The sequence below is a fragment of the Deinococcus budaensis genome (assembly GCF_014201885.1).
In the GTDB taxonomy this organism is placed as follows: domain Bacteria; phylum Deinococcota; class Deinococci; order Deinococcales; family Deinococcaceae; genus Deinococcus; species Deinococcus budaensis.
Map to the genome: position 1 here is coordinate 1 of NZ_JACHFN010000013.1, position 19,185 is coordinate 19,185.

Annotated in this window: 10 protein-coding genes; 9 read left to right on the plus strand and 1 reads right to left on the minus strand. The window is 69.4% G+C overall.

Annotated features, from left to right (window positions below; genetic code table 11):
- The first annotated feature begins 167 nt into the window (after nucleotides 1-167).
- The 4 genes from HNQ09_RS14600 to HNQ09_RS14615 are packed head-to-tail and all read left to right on the plus strand — an operon-like array spanning nucleotide 168 to nucleotide 7,596.
- Nucleotides 168-830 carry a type III restriction endonuclease subunit M gene (locus HNQ09_RS14600; RefSeq protein ID WP_184030790.1) on the plus strand — a complete coding sequence of 221 codons (663 nt, stop codon included), beginning with the start codon at nucleotides 168-170 and terminating at the stop codon, nucleotides 828-830.
- Nucleotides 827-3,877: a type III restriction-modification system endonuclease gene (locus tag HNQ09_RS14605; RefSeq protein WP_184030793.1), complete on the plus strand. Its 3,051-nt coding sequence runs from the start codon at nucleotides 827-829 to the stop codon at nucleotides 3,875-3,877. Before HNQ09_RS14600 ends, HNQ09_RS14605 begins: the two co-directional genes overlap by 4 nt.
- A gap of 42 nt (nucleotides 3,878-3,919) precedes the next feature.
- Entirely contained in the window at nucleotides 3,920-4,570 is a 651-nt protein-coding gene (locus tag HNQ09_RS14610; protein ID WP_184030795.1) for an HNH endonuclease domain-containing protein, read from the plus strand.
- Nucleotides 4,567-7,596: a HelD family protein gene (locus HNQ09_RS14615; protein WP_184030797.1), complete on the plus strand. Its 3,030-nt coding sequence runs from the start codon at nucleotides 4,567-4,569 to the stop codon at nucleotides 7,594-7,596. Before HNQ09_RS14610 ends, HNQ09_RS14615 begins: the two co-directional genes overlap by 4 nt.
- A 52-nt stretch (nucleotides 7,597-7,648) precedes the next feature.
- On the opposite strand, the gene HNQ09_RS14620 is transcribed toward HNQ09_RS14615, so the two are convergent.
- Nucleotides 7,649-9,127, minus strand: a complete 1,479-nt coding sequence (locus tag HNQ09_RS14620; RefSeq protein WP_184030799.1) for an HAD-IA family hydrolase — start codon at nucleotides 9,125-9,127, stop codon at nucleotides 7,649-7,651.
- Between the two features lie 172 nt (nucleotides 9,128-9,299).
- Between HNQ09_RS14620 and HNQ09_RS14625 the strand changes: the two genes are divergently transcribed.
- From HNQ09_RS14625 to HNQ09_RS14645, 5 genes are read left to right on the plus strand one after another with little or no spacing between them, the layout of a single operon-like run.
- On the plus strand, nucleotides 9,300-9,515 hold the full coding sequence (locus tag HNQ09_RS14625; RefSeq protein WP_184030801.1) for a helix-turn-helix domain-containing protein: 216 nt from the start codon (nucleotides 9,300-9,302) through the stop codon (nucleotides 9,513-9,515).
- Entirely contained in the window at nucleotides 9,512-10,015 is a 504-nt protein-coding gene (locus tag HNQ09_RS14630; RefSeq protein WP_184030803.1) for a hypothetical protein, read from the plus strand. Before HNQ09_RS14625 ends, HNQ09_RS14630 begins: the two co-directional genes overlap by 4 nt.
- On the plus strand, nucleotides 10,012-14,289 hold the full coding sequence (locus tag HNQ09_RS14635; RefSeq protein ID WP_184030806.1) for a DEAD/DEAH box helicase: 4,278 nt from the start codon (nucleotides 10,012-10,014) through the stop codon (nucleotides 14,287-14,289). The genes HNQ09_RS14630 and HNQ09_RS14635 overlap by 4 nt, the downstream gene beginning before the upstream one ends.
- A complete protein-coding gene (locus tag HNQ09_RS14640; protein ID WP_343057841.1) occupies nucleotides 14,286-17,798 on the plus strand; it encodes a DEAD/DEAH box helicase in 3,513 nt (1,170 codons plus the stop codon). The genes HNQ09_RS14635 and HNQ09_RS14640 overlap by 4 nt, the downstream gene beginning before the upstream one ends.
- Nucleotides 17,779-19,155, plus strand: coding sequence for a coiled-coil domain-containing protein (locus tag HNQ09_RS14645; protein ID WP_184030808.1), 1,377 nt, complete (start codon nucleotides 17,779-17,781; stop codon nucleotides 19,153-19,155). Before HNQ09_RS14640 ends, HNQ09_RS14645 begins: the two co-directional genes overlap by 20 nt.
- The last annotated feature ends 30 nt before the right edge of the window (nucleotides 19,156-19,185 follow it).

Here is a 19,185-nt window from a genome sequence, read left to right on the forward strand (position 1 = left end):
GGCCTTGATGCCCTTCGTGCCGTGCTCAGCAACTCGAAACGCAGCACTGGAAGGGCCTTCCCCGATTGCCTTGCCACTTTTGACCCCTAGAGAGGTTTTTCTCTAAAGGGCAGAGTGACATCATCCTCGACTTCTTTGCCGGTTCTGGCACCACCGGGCACGCCGTCATGTCCCAGAACGCCGCCGACAATGGCAACCGTCAATTCATCCTTGTCCAACTTCCCGAACCGCTGGACCCGGCCAAAGCCGAGCAGAAAACCGCCGCCGACTTCTGCGACTCTCTCGGCGTGCCGCGCAACATTGCCGAGCTGACCAAGGAACGCCTGCGCCGGGCGGGGGCGAAGGTGAAGGCCGAGAATCCCATGTTCGCGGGCGACACGGGCTTCCGGGTGTTCAAGCTGGACAGCAGCAACCTGACGGGCTGGGACAGCGACGCGGCGCGGGCTGACCTGCCCGGCACCCTGCTGAGGGCCGAGGACAACATCAAGTCGGGCCGCACGGACACGGACGTGCTGTACGAGGTGCTGCTCAAGCTGGGGCTGCCGCTGACTACGCTGATTGAGGAACGCACGGTGGCAGGCCTGCCCGTGCAGATGGTAGGTGGCGGTGTGCTGATGGCGTGTCTGGCGCGGCGCATCACGGCGGCGCAGGTGCCGGAGTTAGGCCGGGGCATGGCCGACTGGTTGGAGGCCGAGAACGCGGCGGGGGAAGCGCACGTGCTGTTCCTCGACAGCGCCTTTGAGAACGACACGGCCAAGCTGAACCTGGGCAAATACCTGACGCAGCGGGCTGAGATGCTGGGGCGGAACTGGGTGGTGCGTTCGCTATGAAAATCCAGTTTGAATCGAATCTGGACTATCAGGCGCAGGCGGTGGAGGCAGTGGCGGGCCTGTTCGCCGGGCAGGACATCAACCGCACCGAATTCACCGTGTCGGCGGGCGTGCGCGGCAACCAGCCGGACCTGGGCCTCATCGAATCCGACCTCGGGATCGGCAACCGCCTGGGCCTGTTGCCGGACGAAATCCACAAGAACCTCAACGGGATTCAACTGGGCAACGGCCTCGCGCCGTCCGCGTCCCCGCTTGTGGGTGACTACACCATCGAGATGGAGACGGGCACCGGCAAGACCTACGTGTACCTGCGAACGGCCTTTGAGCTGCATCGGCGCTACGGCTTTACCAAGTTCGTGATCGTGGTCCCCAGCATCGCCATCAAGGAAGGCGTGATGAAGTCGCTGGAGATGACCGGAACGCACTTCAAGACGCTGTATCCGGAGGCGAAGGGCTACAGCTTTTATGCCTACGACAGCGCGAAGCTGAATCAGGTGCGCGACTTTGCCACCAGCTCCAGCGTGCGTTTCATGGTGGCGACCATCCAGAGCCTCTACAGCGTGCAGGAAGCGGGCGAGGACATTGAGGGCGGTAAGGCGGGCGGCAAAGGCAAGGCTGAACGCGTTATCCACCGTCCCCATGAGCAGACGGGCGGAGAGAGGCCCATCGACCTGGTTCGCGCGACCAACCCGGTGCTGATCGTGGACGAGCCGCAAAGCGTGTATGGCGACGCCGGGAAGGGCAAGAAGGGTGGGGGAGGACAGGGAAGAAAGGCCCTGAGCCTGCTGAACCCCCTGGCGACGTTGCGCTACAGCGCTACACCGCTCGACCGCACGCAGTTGGTTTTCCGCTTAGACGCCGTGGACGCTTATGAGCGCAAGTTGGTCAAGGGCATCGAGGTGGCGTCCATGCAGGTGAGCAGCGGCCATAACAGGCCGTATGTGCGCGTGGTGGACATCAAGGCAGGGAAGGCCCGCACGGGGCCGACGGCTACCCTGGAAATCGATGTTTTAAGGGGCGATAAGGTCACGCGCCGGGAAGTGAAGGTGCAGGACGGCGACAGCTTGCAGGAACTCTCCGGCGGCCGTGACCTGTACCACGACATGCTGGTGGGCGAGATTCGCTCCGGGCGTGGGGACACCATGCTGGAACTCAAGGTGCCGGGGGACGTGCTCTGGCTGAAGCCCGGCGAGGAATACGGCGGCCTCAACCCCACAGATCTCGCCCGCGCCATGATCAGCCGCACCATCCGCGAACACCTGGACAAGGAACTGCTGCTGCGTCCCCGGGGCATCAAGGTGCTGAGTCTGTTCTTCATCGACCGAGTGTCAAACTACCGCACCTACAGTGATAACGGCGAACCTGGTAATGGACCGTATGCCGACCTTTTTGAAGATGAGTATAAGCGGGCGGCCAGGGACCCGCGGTACGCCACACTCTTTGGAGGTGTGGACCTAGAGACAGAGGCCAGGGAGGTTCATAACGGGTACTTCAGTGAGGATAAGAAAGGGCGCTTTAAGGACACCTCCGGCAGCACGGCGGATGACGCAGACGCCTACAACCTCATCATGCGCAAGAAGGAAAGCCTGCTAGACCTGAGAACGCCACTGAAGTTCATCTTCTCCCACAGCGCCCTGCGCGAGGGCTGGGATAACCCCAACGTCTTCCAGATCTGCGTATTACGCGAGATCGGCACCGAGCGCGAGCGGCGGCAGACCATTGGGCGCGGCCTGCGCCTTGCGGTCAACCAGAAGGGCGAGCGGGTACGGGATGAGGGCGTGAACATCCTGACGGTCATCGCCAGCGAGTCCTACGAGGACTTCGCCGAGAACCTTCAGAAGGAAATCGAAGAAGACCTGCAGATTAAGTTCGGCGTGGTGGAGGAACATCAGTTCGCGACGATTCCTCTCGTCGATGGTCAAGGCAATGTGACTCCGCTGGGCATAGAGAAGTCGCGGGAATTGCAAGGTTTCCTCCGCAGTCAGGGCTACCTGAGCAGCGCGGGCAAGGTGGAAGACAAACTCCGCGTCGACCTCAAGGCGGATACGGTGCACCTTCCGGAAGCCTTCGAAACGGTGCGGCCTGACATCCTGGCCGTGCTGAAAAAGCTGGCGGGCAAGCTCGACATCCGCAACGCCGACGAAACCGTGACGGTTCAGCCCAACCGTGCCGTCCTGGACGACCCGGAGTTCAGGGCACTCTGGGACCGCATCAGCGCCCGCACCACCTACGAGGTTGAGGTGGACACAGAGGTCTTGATCTCTGAGTGCGTGAAAGCTGTTAATGCCATGCCCATCGTCCCACGCTCCCAGGTGCAAACCACCATTGTCGACATCGAAGTAGACCGTAGCGGCGTGCAGGCGAAGGTCAAGGAAACGCATGCCCCCACCACCCTGCGGGAAGATGATCTGGTCCTTCCAGATCTGCTGGGGGCCTTGCAGGACCGCACGGAACTCACCCGCCGCACCCTGAGCGCCATTCTGCGGGACTCTGACCGCTTGGGCGACTTCAAGAAGAATCCCCAGGCCTTCATCGAGCTGGTCAGCGCAGCTATCAACACCCGCAAGATCAAGCTGCTCGTTGATGGCATCCAGTACCACAAGACGGGTGAGGCGTACGCGCAGACGCTGCTGGACGGCCCCATCCCCACCCTGAAAGACATCCTGAAGGTCAAAAAGGGCGCCTACGATCACGTTATCTACGAATCGGACGTGGAAAAAAGCTTCGCGGCCGATCTGGAGAGGAACAGCGCCGTCAAGGTCTACGCCAAGCTGCCGGGCTGGTTCCGCGTGCCCACGCCCCTGGGGGACTACAACCCGGACTGGGCCATCCTGCTGCAGGTCGAGGACAAGGAGAAGCTGTGCTTCGTTGCGGAAACGAAAAGCACCCTCTGGACGGGCGCCCTGCGGGAGAAGGAAGCCCTCAAGATCGACTGCGGGAGACGGCATTTCGCGGTGCTGGCCGCCGACACGGTGGGAGGCGCCCTGCAGTATGAGGTTGTCAGGTCCCTGGAAGACGTGTTCAGCCAGAGTGAGGGCGCGTCCTAATACGTCAGCCATTGACGCGTCCGCAGGTGATGCTCTCCCTACATGAACATCCTGGCCCCCGACCTCCGCTGGTACGCCCTGTTCAGGGAGACGCGCACCTACTCCCCAGGAGCTGTGCTGCTGAACTTTGACCGCGATATCCGTGATGAACTCACGGAACGCGGTTTTTCTTACGCGGACTACCGCCGCACGGCTTCGGAGAAGGAGGCCTGGATGTACTTCCAGGCCCACCAGGACCGCGTCTCGGTGTACCCGGAGGCCGACCGTTACCGCAAGGCCCGGGAGCGACGCTACCGCTGCTGGTACTGCGGCAAGACCCTGGACATGCGGTCTTTCGGCCAGCCGGACAGCGCGGAACTGGAGCATCAGACGCCGCGTTGCCGGCAGACGCCGGAGGTCACCGCCGACAGCAACAAGGTCACCAGTTGCCGGGAATGCAACAACCCGGCCAAGGGCGGCAAGGGCAACCGGACCCTCGAGGAGTACCGCCAGGCGCTGCTGGAAGCCCGGATGCCTCACGGGCAACATCTGTTCTTCTATGGCGAATGGTTGAAGTTCGTCGCCTTGAGCCGCGCGGGGAGACTGCCCCACGGCCTCAGGAGCCTCGCCTGTCAATCGTTCCTTCGTTCCGGCAGGGGGCTGGCCTTTCCGGTCTCCCTGCTGCTCGCTGACCTGGAGGACGTCACCCCATGACCCGCCATCCCGAGCACCCCCACGAATCCGAGGTCCTGGCGAAAACCGTGCAGGCCATCGACACGGCCCTGAAGCGCCACCGCGGCGCCCACTTCGAGAGCGGGGGCAACAACTTCACCAACCGTGTCCTCAACAGCGGGCTGCGGGAGGACATCCTGACCCAGCTCGAGGAGTTCGGGCACGAGCCGTACTTCGCCCGGCTGGATTTCGTGGACACCCGCGGGCCGCAGAAGGTGTACTTCGGCCACGCCCACCTGCCCTTCTCTCATGGCACCGTTCTGGACTGGCGCTGCGACCTCTACAGCCTGTACCTGGGCGGGAATGCCCGCCCGCAGGAGTACCGGGTTCAGGCGACCGGCAGGACGCACAAGGTGGAACTTCTGCTCAAGCGGCGGCTGGAGATCCGGGACAGGGCCCTTCTCGATGTGTCGGACACCGTGGACTACCGGGCAGTCCAGCCGAAGCTTCCCACAGCCGCACGTCCACCAAGCGGTCAGGCTGCACCGCCCCCTTCCTCCGTCCGCCCCCCCGACGTTCAAACCGATGAGTTCCTGATCCGGAAGCTGAAGACGCGCGGGGACTCCCGGCTCCAGGACATCGTCGCCACCATTCAGGCTGATCAGGACGCCATCATCCGTGCCCCGCTCGACGCGACCCTGCTGCTGCACGGTGTGGCGGGGAGCGGCAAGACCTCGATCGCCTACCACCGGCTGGCGTTCCTGATGTTCACCGAGCACGGGTACAAGCTCAAGCCGCAGCAGATTCTGGTGATCGGCCCGAACCGTATGTTCCTGGGGTACGTGAGCGACCTGCTGCCCTCGCTGGGCGTCGGAGGCATCGAGCAGCGGACCTTCGCGGACTGGGCGTGGGCGAGGATGCGCAGGAGGAACGCGGCCCTGCCGGAGTCGCCCGTCTTCACGGACATGGTGGAGGTGAAACTGGGGGAACCCAGGGCGCGGAAGCTGGACCTGGAGCGGTGGTGGCTGAGCGCCCGCGTGAGGGGCAGCCTGAGGTTCCGCCAGGTGCTGGAGCGGCACGTTCAGCACCTGGCGGCCCACCCGCCGCTCCCGACGCGGGAGTTCAGGAGCGAACTTCAACTGGATTATGTCGCGGACGACCAGAAGCACTATGTGTTGACGCCCGAGGAGGTCGCGGGGCTCTGGGCACAAACGGAGGAAGAGACGCCGCTCGCGCAGCGCCGGGAGCAGCTGCTCTCGCTGGCCCAGGGCCAGTTCAACGATTGGTTTACCCGTGAGATCGGTCCGGTCGAGGGTCCTGACGAGGCCAGGGAGCTGCGGCGGCAGCGGACGTTGATTCGCAACCACCTGACACGCAGCTGGAAGACCATCGACGTGCTGGAAGCGTATGAGGATGTCTTTCAGGCTGGACACCTGTCCGCCGTGGCCAGGGGCATCCTCAGTGCAGCGGAGCAGAACGCCCTGCGCCTGACACGACCTGTCAGAGTGACTGGGAAGAGCGGCAACGGTCCCACTCCGCCCCTGAGAATCGATCTCGCCGACCTGCCCGGCCTGTTCGTGTTGCATCAGGAGCTCTACGGTGTGCAGCCCGCTGCCTACCGCCACCTGGTGGTGGACGAGGCGCAGGACTTCTCGCCGCTCCAGCTGCAGATCCTGTTGGAGGCCTGCCCGAACCGCTCCGCCACCATCGTGGGAGACACTGCACAGAGCATCTACGCCTACCGGGGCATCGAGGAGTGGGACGAGTTCGACGCCCTGCTGCCTCCCGCCGAGCTCCAGAAGCACCTGATCCGCCAGAACTACCGCAGCACCGCGCCTATCGTGGCCGTCGGCAACGCCGTTCAGCAGGTCCTGCGCGGCGAGAAGGCGCTGCTTTCCCAGGCCATTCAACGTTCCGGTCCCCGCCCCCGGATGGTGGCCCTGGCGTCTGAGGAGCAGCAGGCACGCCATCTGCTGGCCCAGATCAGAGAACTGCGGCAAGCGGGTCACCCCAGCATCGCGGTCATCCTGCCGAGAACGGGTCAGGTGGCCGAGGTCAGTGCCTTCCTCACCCGCCACCAGGTGGAGCACCAGGCCCTGACCGAGGACCAGGAGGTGACGTCCGGGACACTCCGCGGCGTGACTGTCCTGCCCGCGGCGCTCTCCAAGGGGCTGGAGTTTGCGGCGGTGCTGGTGCCGTTCGCCGACGAGGAGCATTACAGCCGGGCCAGCCGTCACGAGGGCCATCTGATGTACGTGGCCCTCTCGCGGGCGCTGCACGAACTGCGTCTCTGCGCGGTGGGGCGCTTCACCGGGTGGCTGGATCAGGCACAGCAGGAAGCTGAGGTGGACTACAGCCACCTATCCCGCCCTCCGATCGTCTGGAAAGGCCAGAAGCTTCTGGCCCAGTTGCGCGAGACGCGCCGGCAGCGGGTCCCCTTTTCTGAAATAGCAGGAGAGATCGCCCTGCGGGTAGAAACCCTCCTTCGCGACGGTCAGTTTGATGAGGTGCTTGAGGCCTACGCGCAGCTGGGCCAGGTCGCTCGGCCCACGTTGAATGATCTGCTGCTGCTCCTGGCGGAGCGCGACGAGGAACTGTTCGTGCGGCGCGCCCTCGACTTCCGGGTGCCCGAGGCCCTGCGGGAGAGGCTGGAAGAGGCCATGACCCATTTGGGGCAGCAACAGTGTCCGCGCCTCTGGGTGTACCAGAAGCGGCTGGACCTCCTCCTGTCCGGAGAGGGAAACCCTGCTCCTTCTCCCTCTCCTGCGGCACCCTCAAAGACCAGCACAGTCACGTCCCTGCCTCCCTTCCAAGAACGGTCACCAGGGCAGTCGATGAGTCACGCCGCGTTGAAGCGGCAGCTTCAACCGAGGGCGCAGCCATTGCCGAAAAAGGTCAGAAAGACGATCCTCCGCTACCGGTCCCAGGTGGTGGCCCAGATCCCGGTCCCTCTCCGCGCCCTGGTGGAGGCAGGGTTGCAACTCAACCTGTTTGATGACCAGACAGCAGCGGCGGTGCGGACGGCATTCCGAAAGGTTACCGGACGCTTCCCTGAGGAGCTGGGTTAACGTCGGGGCCAAAGTGCTGTGACGAGGTGTGTTGGCCCGGGCGATGGGGCGGTCATAAGGTGAACAGGGGAGCCCCGTCCCTGGCCTCCTCGCCCTCCATCTGGCGTTCCAGCCCGGGGTAGTCCTGCCTTCCAGTCAAGCGCATGATCTTCTTCAGCGCGTCTGGTCCGCACCCAAGCTGCATGCGGCGCTCCTCGTCTGTGCCGCGCTCAAGCAGCTGGAGGCCCGTGATCTTTGGCGCCCCGGCTTCGACGTCGGCGGCGGTGGGCACCGGGTAGGCGAGTGGGCGCCCGTAGCGCAGCGTCGCCCGACAGGCGTGCCAACTTCCCCCCTGCAGGTCGGTCTGGATCAGGACCGTGCCTCCTGACAGCCCGGCCTGGATGCGGTCACGCTCCACGAAGAAGGGGGGCCGGACCTCCACGCCAGGTGGGTATTCGGAAACCAGCGCACCATCCCGGGCAAGAATCTGTTCGGCAAGCAGGTGATGCTGCCGGGGAACAACGGTGTGCAGGCCGTGCGCCAGCACCGCCACCGTGTGGCCCCCGGCGTCGAGGGCGGCCTGGTGGGCGGCGGCGTCGACACCCAGCGCCAGCCCGCTAACCACACTGTGACCCCGCGACGCGAAGTGCTTGCTGATGCGCCGGGTGATCTCCACGCCATGCCGGGTGGGTTCCCGGGTGCCGATCACCGTGATCGCGGGCCCATGGGGAAGCCGCCCACGCACATACAGCAGGGCCGGCTGTTCCCCCCGCATGCCGTGCAGGTCGGCCGGGTAGCGGGGGTCGAGCGGGCTCAGGAGCTGTATGCCGTGGGCGGCACAGGAGGCCAGTATGTCCTCCGCCGCCTGCGCGGCCTGTTCCCAGGCGCCGCCCTGCGCGAGGGCCGCGCCGAGCCGCCGGTGGCGCGGCTCTCGCCCCGCCGCCAGATCGGGCAGCAGCTCGAGGAGCGTCTTGCGCCCCACACCGGGAAGGCGGCTGTAGGCCAGCAGCCTCTGCGTGTGGACGTTGGTTTCCGCCGGTTGTGACCTTTGTGGAATCAGCGTCCGCAGCTCGTTCGGGTGCCGCAGCACCCGCTCGTCCTGCGCCCGGGCCAGGCCGCCGCACCAGGTGGCGCGCACCGGGTGCATGCCTGCCCGCCGGGCCGCCTCCAGGTCATGGTCCTGGTCACCCACGTACGCCGCCTCGGCCGGGGACGCCACGCCGAGCTGCCCCAGGGCCAGCAGCAGCCCCTCCGGGTGAGGCTTGCGCTCGCGGACATCGCCGTAGGTGACCAGCGCGCCCCAGCGCACCCCGGGGTACAGGTGAGCAAGGACAGCGCGGGCGTACCAGCCCGGGGCCGTCGTGACGATCCCGAGCGCGCAGTGCCCCGCGAGTGAGCCGAGCGCCTCCGGCAACCCCTCCGGGGCCCGCAGGTCTGGGAGGGCTGCTTCCAGGCCAGCGCGGTCACGGCTGCGCCGCTGCCGCTCCAGGTGGGCGGAGGCGACCAGCGTATCGTCGAGGTCGAACAGCAGGGCCTTCACGGTGTTGGACATCCTTGGGGGAGGGGAGAGGGAGGGCCGCAGCCAGAGAGGCTGGGAACAGCCGCCATTGTAAGGAGCGGCTGGGCCATCTTGCGGTTGGATTTGTGCCCACACCACCGTGACGACCGGACACTGCTGGCTATGCGGCCACGCGCCGTGAGTAATGTGGCTATGCTGGCTGCGCATGTCTGAGAAGAATGAGGTCTACACCCTCGGAGAGGTGGCGAGCCGCCTGAAAATCAGCACCGAGACCTTGCGCCGCAGGATCGCTGCGGGTGAACTCTCGGCGGTCACGCTGAACGCGGGCGAGCGCAAGCACCACCGCATCACCAGCAGTCAGCTGCAGGCGTGGCTGGGTCCGGACGTCTGCGCGTCCCTGTTCCCCGGGAGGAGCGAGTGAGCCTCGAGGAGACCCTGCAGCGCCTGCGGGACCTCGCTGTCCGTGGCGAGGCGGCCCGGCCGCGGGTGGATCCCGTGCAGCGGCCCCACCACGACAAGCGGCTCCAGCGGCTGAGGGCGACCATCCTCAAGCTCGAAACCTACGACCCGGAATTCGACGACGAGGCCCCCGAGGAACTGGCGCGGCAGGCCGGGCAGTTCGCCGACCGGCTCGAGGCGACCCTGCCCGCGGAGAACGCGGCCGAGACACTGACCTTCACGGCATTCCCGGCCGGGGAGACGGGGGTCCCGCGGACGGTGCGGTGGGACGGGCAGCGCTGGCTGCTGCGGGGAGGCGCCGAGGACCGCGCGACCAGCGACCGTTACGCCCTCCGGCCGCAGCTGGGCGAGGAAGCGTTCCGGACGAACGACCTCGACGTGTGGCGGGGCGCCCGGGTGCCGGAGGACCTGGCGGACCCCGGCGCCGTCTTCCGGGGCCTGCGGGCGGAGTTGGACGCGTGAGCGCCTACCGCCTGACGGGAGGCGTCCTCGAGGCGCTGGGGGGCGGGGGCCCCGCCCACCTGACGGGGGACCTTTCCTTTGACGGCTGCGAGGACCTCATCGTGGTGAAGGCGGGGTCGGCCGCCTACCCGGCGTGGCTGGTGCCGGGCGGGGCGCAGCCGGCGGACTGGCCGCAGGACAACTGGTCGGTGCGTCTCGCGCGCTGCCGCACCACGGACGAGTTGCGCGAGGTGGCCGTCACCCTGACGCTGGCCCAGGCCAGGCTGCTGTTCACCACCCTTCCCGCGCGGGTGCTCGAGGCGTGGACTGGCATGAGCTGGCCCCCGGAGCTGGCCCCCATCCTGTACCGCGCGGTGCTGGAGCGCTTCGAGGCGGAACTAGGCGGTTCCGGCACGGTGCGCGAGGTGCCCCTTGTCCCTGGGCGCCTCCAGCCCCCGCTGGACCTGCCCCAGTTCGTGCCGGTGGACCAGGGGTCCGCCCCGGCCACCCGGCCCGGGCGCAGCGTTCCGCTCGAGGCACTCGGCCTGCACCCCCCGGTGGCCCAGGCGCTGCGGACGCGGGTCGGGCCGGATGGCCTCTACCTGCACCAGGCGCTCGCCCTCAAGTATCTGCGCGCCGCGCGCCGGGAGGGGACGGACCTGATCCTCTCGACCCCGACGGCCAGCGGCAAGACGCTCTCCTTCCTGCCCGGCATCCTGGAAGACCTCACCCGGCATGGGGGCGGCGCCCTGTTCCTGTACCCCCTGACGGCGCTGTGCCGCGACCAGTTCGACACCATCAGCGGTGTGGTGGCGGCCCTGCCCGCCCAGGACAGACTGACGCTGAAGCCTTTTATGGGCGACGACCGCTTGGGGGAGACCGACGGCACGCCCCACCTGCTCGTCGCCACGCCGGACAAGCTCAACCACAACCTGCACCGCCCGGAGATCCGGGCCTTCCTGGCAGGCCTCAAGTACGTGGTGCTGGACGAGGCGCACACCTACCGGGGCGCGTTCGGCACCCACATGTCGGCGTTCCTGCGCCGCCTGCTCGCCGTGTCGCGGGCGCGCCCGGCGCTGGTTGTCTCCTCGGCGACCCTGAAGAACACGGTCGCCTTCGCCCGGAACCTCACGGGCCGGCACCGGTTCCGGGTGGTCGGGGCGTCGACCGCCCCGGTCTACCCGCGGCACCTCTACCTCGCCCCCCTGCCCCGCGCCTCCTCCCGGGCCCTGCAGGCTCATCAGCGCGCCGTGCGCAACCTGGGACACGCCGTGCGGGAACGGCACTCCAAGGGGCTGGTCTTTGTGGGGAGCCGGGGGGGGACACGCCACCTCGCAGGCCTGCTGAAAGAACGCGGCGACCCGAAGGACCCACCGGTCGTCTTCCCATTCCACAGCAACATGAAGGAGTACGGCGAGCGGCTCGAGCACCTGCGGCGCGGGACCGGGCCGGTCGTCGCTGTGTCGACGAGCACGCTGGAGGCGGGCATCGACATCGGGGACCTGGAACTCGTGGGCATTCTGGGCTTTCCCAGAACACGCAACAGCTTCAAGCAGATGGCGGGCCGCGCGGGGCGCGGGGGCACGGCACACGTGGCCTTCCTGCCGGGCACCGGGCCCGCCGACGAGTACTACAGCCGGCCCGAGAGCCTGCTGCGGCTCGTGACGGTGGAGAGTGAGCCGGTACACCTCAACCCGCACAACGCGGTCCTGCTGCACGACCACCTGCGGCGGGCCCGCTACGAGATGGCGCAGGCGCACGACGAGTGCGGCCCGGCCCTACTCGAGCGGCTGTACCCCGAGGTTCTGCCGGAGGACCTCGCGGCGGCCCTGGGGGACGTCTTCGACGGGCCGCCCGCCGCCTTTCCGGCGCCCTCCCTGCGCGGCGAGGCGGGGCGGCCGCACCTCGTCATCCGCACCGGCATGGACGGCGACCACGACATGAGCGTCCCGGTGGTCCAGCTGCCGGACGATGCCCCGGACTGGATGGTGGAACGCAGTGGCCTGGACAACGCGCACCGCGAGTGGGGGCCGGGCAGCGTGGTGCTGCGCGGCGACCGCTTCTACCGGGTATTGGACTGGAAGTCTGGTGAAGTGACAGAACGGAACCGCACGGCGCCCGCCGTGCTCGTGTGGGTGGAAGACATCACCGAGCGGGTGGCCGACCCGGTGGCCGTGGCGCGGGCGCGCCGCGGGCTTAGCGCGTTGCCGCCGGGCGCGGCCATGCCGCATGTCCACCAGGCGTTCCTCTCGTCCAGCGTGACCATCGGAACGGTCCTTTCCCAGGTCGACGGGGAATTCGTCGCTGCGCGCGCGGGGCGCGGGCAGGTCACCACCGCCCTGCGCGACAAGCGCGAGCGCAGCGAGCAGCAGGTGACCTCACGCTGCCCCCGGGCGTCCCGCGCACGTCCGCTCCTGCCCGCCGACCCCCCGGAGCGCTTCCACGTCACCCTGCGGGGCGAGGCGGGGGAAGAGCGCCTGGGCACCTACGGGCGCGACCGCTGGCCCGTCTGGCAGTCCGGCCGCGCGGAGGTGCCCGGGGGCGCGCCCCACCTGCGGCAGTACCACGTGGTGGAGGAGGTGCGGCGCGAGGGGGGCGTCCCCGAACTCGTCGTCCAGCTGCACGCCCACGACGCGGAGATTCCGGGCACGTGCGCCTGCGGGGCGGACACTGAGCCCCGCCTCTCCTGGTCCTCCAGCCTGGAGGCTGTGCCGGACGGCTGGTTCGACCATCCGGTGTTCTCCATGGTGCCCCGGACCTTCGAGACGGACGTCGCCGAGATCACCCTGCGAGGCGCGTCCCTGCCCGCCCTGCAGGCGGCGGCCGCCGCGCTCGTCAAGGCGCTGCCGGACGTCCTCGAGGTCGACCCCCAGGAACTGGGCGTGCATGCGGTGAGCGAGCACGGGGAGGCGCGCCTGCTGCTGTGGGACACCACCGTCGGCGGGACCGGGGTCAGCACGGCCGTGCCTGGGGCGCTGGAGGGCCTGCTGCGGGGGGCGCGGACCCTGCTGGAGGAAGCCGACCGCTGCGTCTGCCAGGGGGCGGGCTGCTTCGGCTGCATCCAGCCCCTCACGCCGCTGTTCTGGTCCCACGTCCCCGCCCCGCCGGAGCTCGACGAGGACGAGCAGCCGCACGCGGCAGCCGCCACGGACGCCGCCCTGGCGTTCCTCGTGCCCCTGCTCGCCCCGCCGGGGGAACCGGAGCGCCCGGCGACGGGGGAGACGTCCGGCGCTGTCCCCAGCCTGCCGGACAAGCTTCCGTTCACGCAGCTGCTGCTCGGTCTGGACGCGCTGGTGGATCCGGCCACCGGGGAGCCGGTGGCCGAGGCGGAGGGCGTGCTCGCGGTGCTGCTGAGCAGCCGGCTGGACGTGAGTGTGGTCACCGAACTCCCGCACCACCGGGCGGCCGAGCTGCTGGAGCGCCTGTTCCCGGCCCACGCGCCGAGACTGGTGGGAACGCTCGTCGCGGGGCTGCGCCCGGGGGCGAGCGAACCTGTCCGGCACCTCGTGCCCAGCGCGCGGCCCGAGCGGGTGCTCTGGCTGGCGACGCGGGCGGCCGAGCTTCAGGCCGCGCAGGCCCTCGGCGTGTCCAGCGCCCTCGCGCTCTGGGCACAGGAGGGCCGCGCCCTGGAGACGGGCCCCGACCTCCTCGTCACCGCGCCCCGGGCGCTGCTGGACGCGGTTGTCCGTCCCGCCTGGCATGCCTGGCCGCTGGAGCAGACCGGGCTGCCCGCCGGGGAGCGCGCCGCCCCGCTCCTCGTGCAGCACGACGTCCTCGGGGAGAGCCTGGACGTCCTGGTCCTGGGGCGCTACGCCCCGGCGCGCACCGCAGCGCGGCACAACCGCCTGCGGCTGGCCAACCAGCATGCCCAGAGCTTCAAGAGTTACGGCACCCAGGCCGCGCAGGTCGCGGACCTGATCCGGGACCGCTTTCCCGGGCACCTCGTCGCCCTGGTGCCCAGCAGCCAGGAAGATGGGGAGCTCGGCCGCGGCCTCGGCGTGCTGGAGCGCAGCCTGCTCGCCGCCGGGCAGCCCACGCTGCGCCTGACCTGGGCCCGCACGCCGCGGGCACGGCAAAAGGCCTCCGGGGGCCTGCAGGGCCGGGTGAACAACGTCTCGGGCTGCCTGGCTCCGCCGCCGGGCATGGTGGGGGGCCAGCCGGTGCTGGTGGTCGACGACGTGGTGACCACCGGTGCCACCCTCCGCGAGGCGCGGCGCGTTCTGCGGGAGGCGGGGGCCGAGGTGAGCTGCCTGGCGGTGGCGCATACCCTGCTGGACACGCGGGGGCGGGCGTGAGGTCCGAGCGCGACGTCGCCCTGTTCGCGTACAAGGTGGGCTGGGAGCCCAAGGGCTGGCTGCCTGGCCGACCCTGGGTGGGCGTGTCCACCCACCTGCGCCACGCCCTGGGCACCCTGGCGACCCTCGAGGGCCTGGAAACCCGGCGGGAATGCTCCGGCGACTTCCACCTCGACGCCCTGCCGCCTGACCTCGGGGAGCGCCTGGCCTTCTGGCCCGAGGCCGACCTCACGGCCTACGGCGACCTGCACCCCATGTCCCCCAACGCGGCGCTGACCCTCCAGCGCGTGGCGCTGGCCTTTCTGGAGCGGGTGCTGGTGACGCCCGCCGAGCTGTCTCCGGTTCCGGGCGACCCGCTGTGCTGGACCCTGGGGGGCCGGGCGCTCACCTTCACCCCCGGGGATCTGCTCGCCCCGGGCCTGCCGCGCGGCGTGCAGGGCCAGGTCAAGGCGGCGGGGGCCGCGCGGCGGCCCCGCGCCGGGGCCGGGGAGCGCTGGCTCACCCTGGCCCCCCTCCAGCTGCGGCTCTGGGGCATGGCGTGGCTCATGCGGTTGCAGGACGTCATTCGCGCCGGGGAGGGCCGCTGGCGGATCAGGCTGCGGTCGGACGATCCCCTGCCGGTCCTGGCCCTGTGGGACACGCTGGAACTGCTGGAGGCGACCCGGCGGCTGTACGGCCTGGACTGGCGGGTGCCGCAGGTGGAGCTGGACGCTCCCGATACCCCGGCCCTGCGGGCGGCGCTGCGGGCCTACCTGGGGAACCCGGACGGGCCCCCCGCCCGGACGTCCCTCGTCCCCCTGACGCGCGCGGACGTGTCCCGCGCCGACGTCGTCGTGGCCCTCGGGCCGCTGGCGGAGGTGCCGGACGACGAGGAGGACGTCCTCTGGAGCGCGGAGGAGATCTACGGCGCGGCCCTCGCCCTGCAGCGGGGCCTCGAGCGCCCCTTCCGGGAGTACCAGGTCGCCGTGCCGGAGCGCGACGTCCTCGACTTCATGTTCGCGCGCTTCTTCGCCCATCCCCGGTTGCGCGACGAGCAGGCCGCGGCGGTGCAGCGCGTGCTGGAGGGAGAGGCCCTGCTGGTGCTGCTGCCGACCGGGTACGGCAAGAGTGTGGTCTACCAGCTCGTCGGTCTGATGCAGCCCGGCGTGGCCCTGATCGTGAGTCCGCTGACTGCCCTGATCAAGGACCAGATCGCGCACCTGCGGCGGGACGGCCTCATCGGCGCCGGGTTCGTGGTGGGCCGGGGGGCGCAGGCCACCCGGGAGTACGCCCACTTCGAGAACGGCCGCTACCGGCTCTTCTACTGCGCGCCGGAACGGTTCGAGACCCGCGAGTTCAAGCAGACCGTGGCCCGCCTGATCGAGCGGCACCGCATCTCCCTGGTGGCGGTGGACGAGGCGCACTGCGTCTCCGAGTGGGGTCACGACTTCCGGCCCGCCTACATGCACGTGCGCAGCATGCGGCGGCGGCTGCGGGCGGACACGGAGCAGCCCATCCCCCTGCTGGCCCTCACCGCGACCGCCTCGCCGGTGGTCCGGGCTGACCTCCAGCGGGCCCTGGGCATTCCCGAGGGAAACGTGGTGCAGTCGCGCTCGAGCGACCGGCCTGAGCTGAGCTTCAGCGTCCACACCGCGGATGGCCGCCTGGGTCGCCGCGCCCGGCTGGCCGTCCTCGACCAGGTGTTCAGCAAGGTCGCCCCGCGGCTGTTCGGCGAGGGGGCCCTGCTGCGCCGGCGCGAGGACGGCACCTTCGAGAATGGCACGATCGTCTTCACGCCATACGCGGACCGGCGCGACGCGGAGCTGTATGGCAGCGGCACGTCCGTTGTCCGCAGCCACCTCCTCGGGAGCGTGCTGGCGTCCGAAGCCGTTGGCATGTACGCCGGATCGGCTCCCGGACAGTGCCCCCACTGCGGTGGCCACGACTTCTACCGCGACTACGGGATTCACCGATGCAACACCTGCGGCGGGACGTTCCGCAAGGAGCAGATCGGCCGGGACGACGCCTGGGACGACGAGCTGGTGCGCACCCAGGATGACTTTCTGGCTGATCGCCTGCCGGTACTCGTCTCTACCAAGGGCTTCGGTATGGGGATCGACAAGCGGAACATCCGGCTGGTCACCCACTACGTGATGTCGGGCAGCCTCGAAGCCTACTACCAGGAGGCGGGCCGGGCCGGACGCAGCGGCGAGCACGCCCACGTGGCCCTGGTGACCGTGCCGCCGGACGAGGCCTGCGCCCGCGATCACCTTCAGAACCTGACGACCCTGCAGCCAGAAGCGGGCCTGCCCTTTCCCTGCTTGGAGCGCAAGGCGAACGGGTTTCTGAAGCTGAAGTGCCCCTATGGCCTGACCGAGCTGTGCGACGTCGCGCAGCAGGGCCTCTTCATTCACGAGAACTTCCCGTCGGCGCGCACTGATCATGCGGCGCTGCTTCAGGTCTACGCCACGCTGAAAGGGGCCGCGCAGTTCACGGCGCCCCCGGGCCTGGACGACCGCACAACCCTGCGGGCGCTCGCGCGGCTGGCCACCCTGGGCATCGTCTCGACCTACGTCAAGCAGGGCCGGACCTATTCCATCAACACCAACCGGGAGTGGAACGCGCCGGACGCGCTGCGGCAACTGGACCGGGAACTGCGGGGCTACGATCAGCTCACCGGGGCGCCCCCCTCCACCCTCCGGGCGCTGGAGGACCTGCGCACCCGCACCGCGCTGACGCGCGACGGGTACGCGGATCAGGCCGGGCGGCTGCTCATCAACACGCTGTACTCGACGGTGCGCAGCATGCGCCTGTACGGCCTGGTGAACCTCTACCGCTTCTCGTCCCTCCCCGAGGGCAAATGCCGCCGTGTGCACCTGCGCCGGAGTTTCGAGGTGACGCCGCTGCAGGAAGACTACCGCTGCGGCTTCTGCGACACCTGCCAGCCGGACCTGCAGTTCAGGCGGACCTCGGCCCACACGCCGGTCGTCCTGACCCGCGAGCAGGAACTGGGACAGGCCTTCGAGGCCCTGCTCGAGGCCTTCGACCCGGAGGCCGTGGCCCCCTTCCTGGCGGCCTGCGCCGAGGCGAGGGTGACGTCCTCGTTCCAGGTGCGCTCGGACTACCTGCTGGAGCAGCGGCCAAACGACCTGGGGCTGCTGTTTCTCAACGCCGCGCTTCACTCGGCGGAGGGTGACCAGGATGGGGCCGACCAGGTGGCGGCCCGGGCCGTGCAGGTCATGCGCCGTGCCGGTCACACCGCCGAGCGGATCTTTCCGTACCTAGCGGGGCTGGCGGCCTGGCGGCCCGGCCTGATCAAGCAGCTCTGCGGTGCGCTCGGCGGGCCGTTTGACGACGCGGACGGGCGGGAGACCGCGCTCCGGCTCCTTTCCCTGCACGACGCTCAGGCTGCGGCCCGCCTCGAGCGCAGCTGGGCCCTGCAACACCTCACCCAACGTGCGTCCGGGCTCCTCCCGGACGCCTTCACCCACACCGTACCGGAGTTTTCGCATGACCACCTCCTACCTTGACGACGCCTGGATTCAGGAAGAGCAGCGGCAGTTCGAGCACCTGAAGGCGCAGCTCCTCGCCAGCGCCCGGCTGCTCGAACAGGCCACCACCGCCGTGCCCGAACTGACCCGCCAGCTGGAACAACTCACGCGCCGCGAGCAAGAGGTGCGGGGGGCCCTCACCCGCCAGTCGCGGGAACAGCAGGAGGCGCTGGGCGCGCGCGCCACCGGCCTCGTGGCCGAAATTGGGGCGCGGGCGCAGGAGGGGCGGGCCGCGCTTGAGGCCCACCTCCAGGAGCTGATCGACAACCTCGACCGCGCCAACCAGGCGGGCAGCCTGCTTTCCCTGCAGCGCGACGTCCAGAGCCTGCTCGAGGAGGTGGCCCGGCTGGAGACCGGCCTGGTGGAGATGCGGGGGGAAGCGGTCACGGGGCAGGCGCGGTGGGCTGGCGAGCGCCAGGTGCTGGAGCGGCGAGTGGAGGACCTCTCCCGGGACCTTGCCGCCCTGCGGGACCAGACCGGGGCCCACCCGGAGACGTGGCAGCGCGAGCTGGGCACGGGGTTGGCCCCCGTCCGCACCCAGCTGGAGCACTTGGGCGCCGCTCTGGCTGCAGTGCAAGGCGCCCAGCAAGCGCAGGAGGCGAGGCTGGGGGACGAGGCGGGGCGCCTGCACGAGCGGCAGGGGGAGGCCGAGGGACAGCTTCAGCACCTGCTGGGCGCGGTGGGCGAGCTGCGCGGGGAGCTGGACGCCTCGGGGCGGGGCCTGGAACAGGCGCGGCAGGAGCTCGCCGCCCTGGAGCGCGCCCGGCAGCGCCACGAGGCCTCCCATGAGAACCTGGCGCGGCGCGCGTCCGTCCTCGAGGGCCTGGCGCAGAGCCTCCCCGGGGAGTGGCGCGCCGACTTTGACCGGCAGGCAGAGGCGCTGCAGGCCCTTCGCGGCGCGATCGACGCGGTGACCGGGCGGGTGCAGGAGCAGGCGCGGCAGTCCACCGCCGCCACCGCCCGGCTTGGCGAGCTGGAGCAGTCCTTTGATAAGCGGCTGGAGGCGCTGGAACGCAAGATGCGGGGCCTGGTCGAGGCGGGCATCAGCCGGATCCGGGACGAGCAGGAGGCCCAGAGCGGCCAGCTGCGGCAGAACCTCACCGCGGCGAGCGCGGAGCAGCGTGAACACCTGACGGCAGTGGAACGCGCCCTGAGAGAGGACCTCCGCGCGGCGGGCACCCGCGCCGGGACGCTCGAGACCCGGTTGCAGGCCCAGCAGGACGCGCTGGCCGAGCTCGACCGCCGCTCCCAGGCGGACGGCAGCCGGCTCACCCGCTTTCTGGCGTGGTTCAGTGCGGCCGGGACCGTGGCCCGGATGCGGGGAAAACCCGAGTGACGCTCCACCTCACGTTTCGCGAGAATGCCC

Bases quoted from the DNA above. Each gene is read 5' to 3' on its own strand.
- HNQ09_RS14600 (WP_184030790.1), top strand. From the start codon at position 168: ATGTCCCAGAACGCCGCCGACAATGGCAACCGTCAATTCATCCTTGTC.
- HNQ09_RS14605 (WP_184030793.1), top strand. From the start codon at position 827: ATGAAAATCCAGTTTGAATCGAATCTGGACTATCAGGCGCAGGCGGTG.
- HNQ09_RS14610 (WP_184030795.1), top strand. From the start codon at position 3,920: ATGAACATCCTGGCCCCCGACCTCCGCTGGTACGCCCTGTTCAGGGAG.
- HNQ09_RS14615 (WP_184030797.1), top strand. From the start codon at position 4,567: ATGACCCGCCATCCCGAGCACCCCCACGAATCCGAGGTCCTGGCGAAA.
- HNQ09_RS14620 (WP_184030799.1), bottom strand. From the start codon at position 9,127: ATGTCCAACACCGTGAAGGCCCTGCTGTTCGACCTCGACGATACGCTG.
- HNQ09_RS14625 (WP_184030801.1), top strand. From the start codon at position 9,300: ATGTCTGAGAAGAATGAGGTCTACACCCTCGGAGAGGTGGCGAGCCGC.
- HNQ09_RS14645 (WP_184030808.1), top strand. From the start codon at position 17,779: ATGACCACCTCCTACCTTGACGACGCCTGGATTCAGGAAGAGCAGCGG.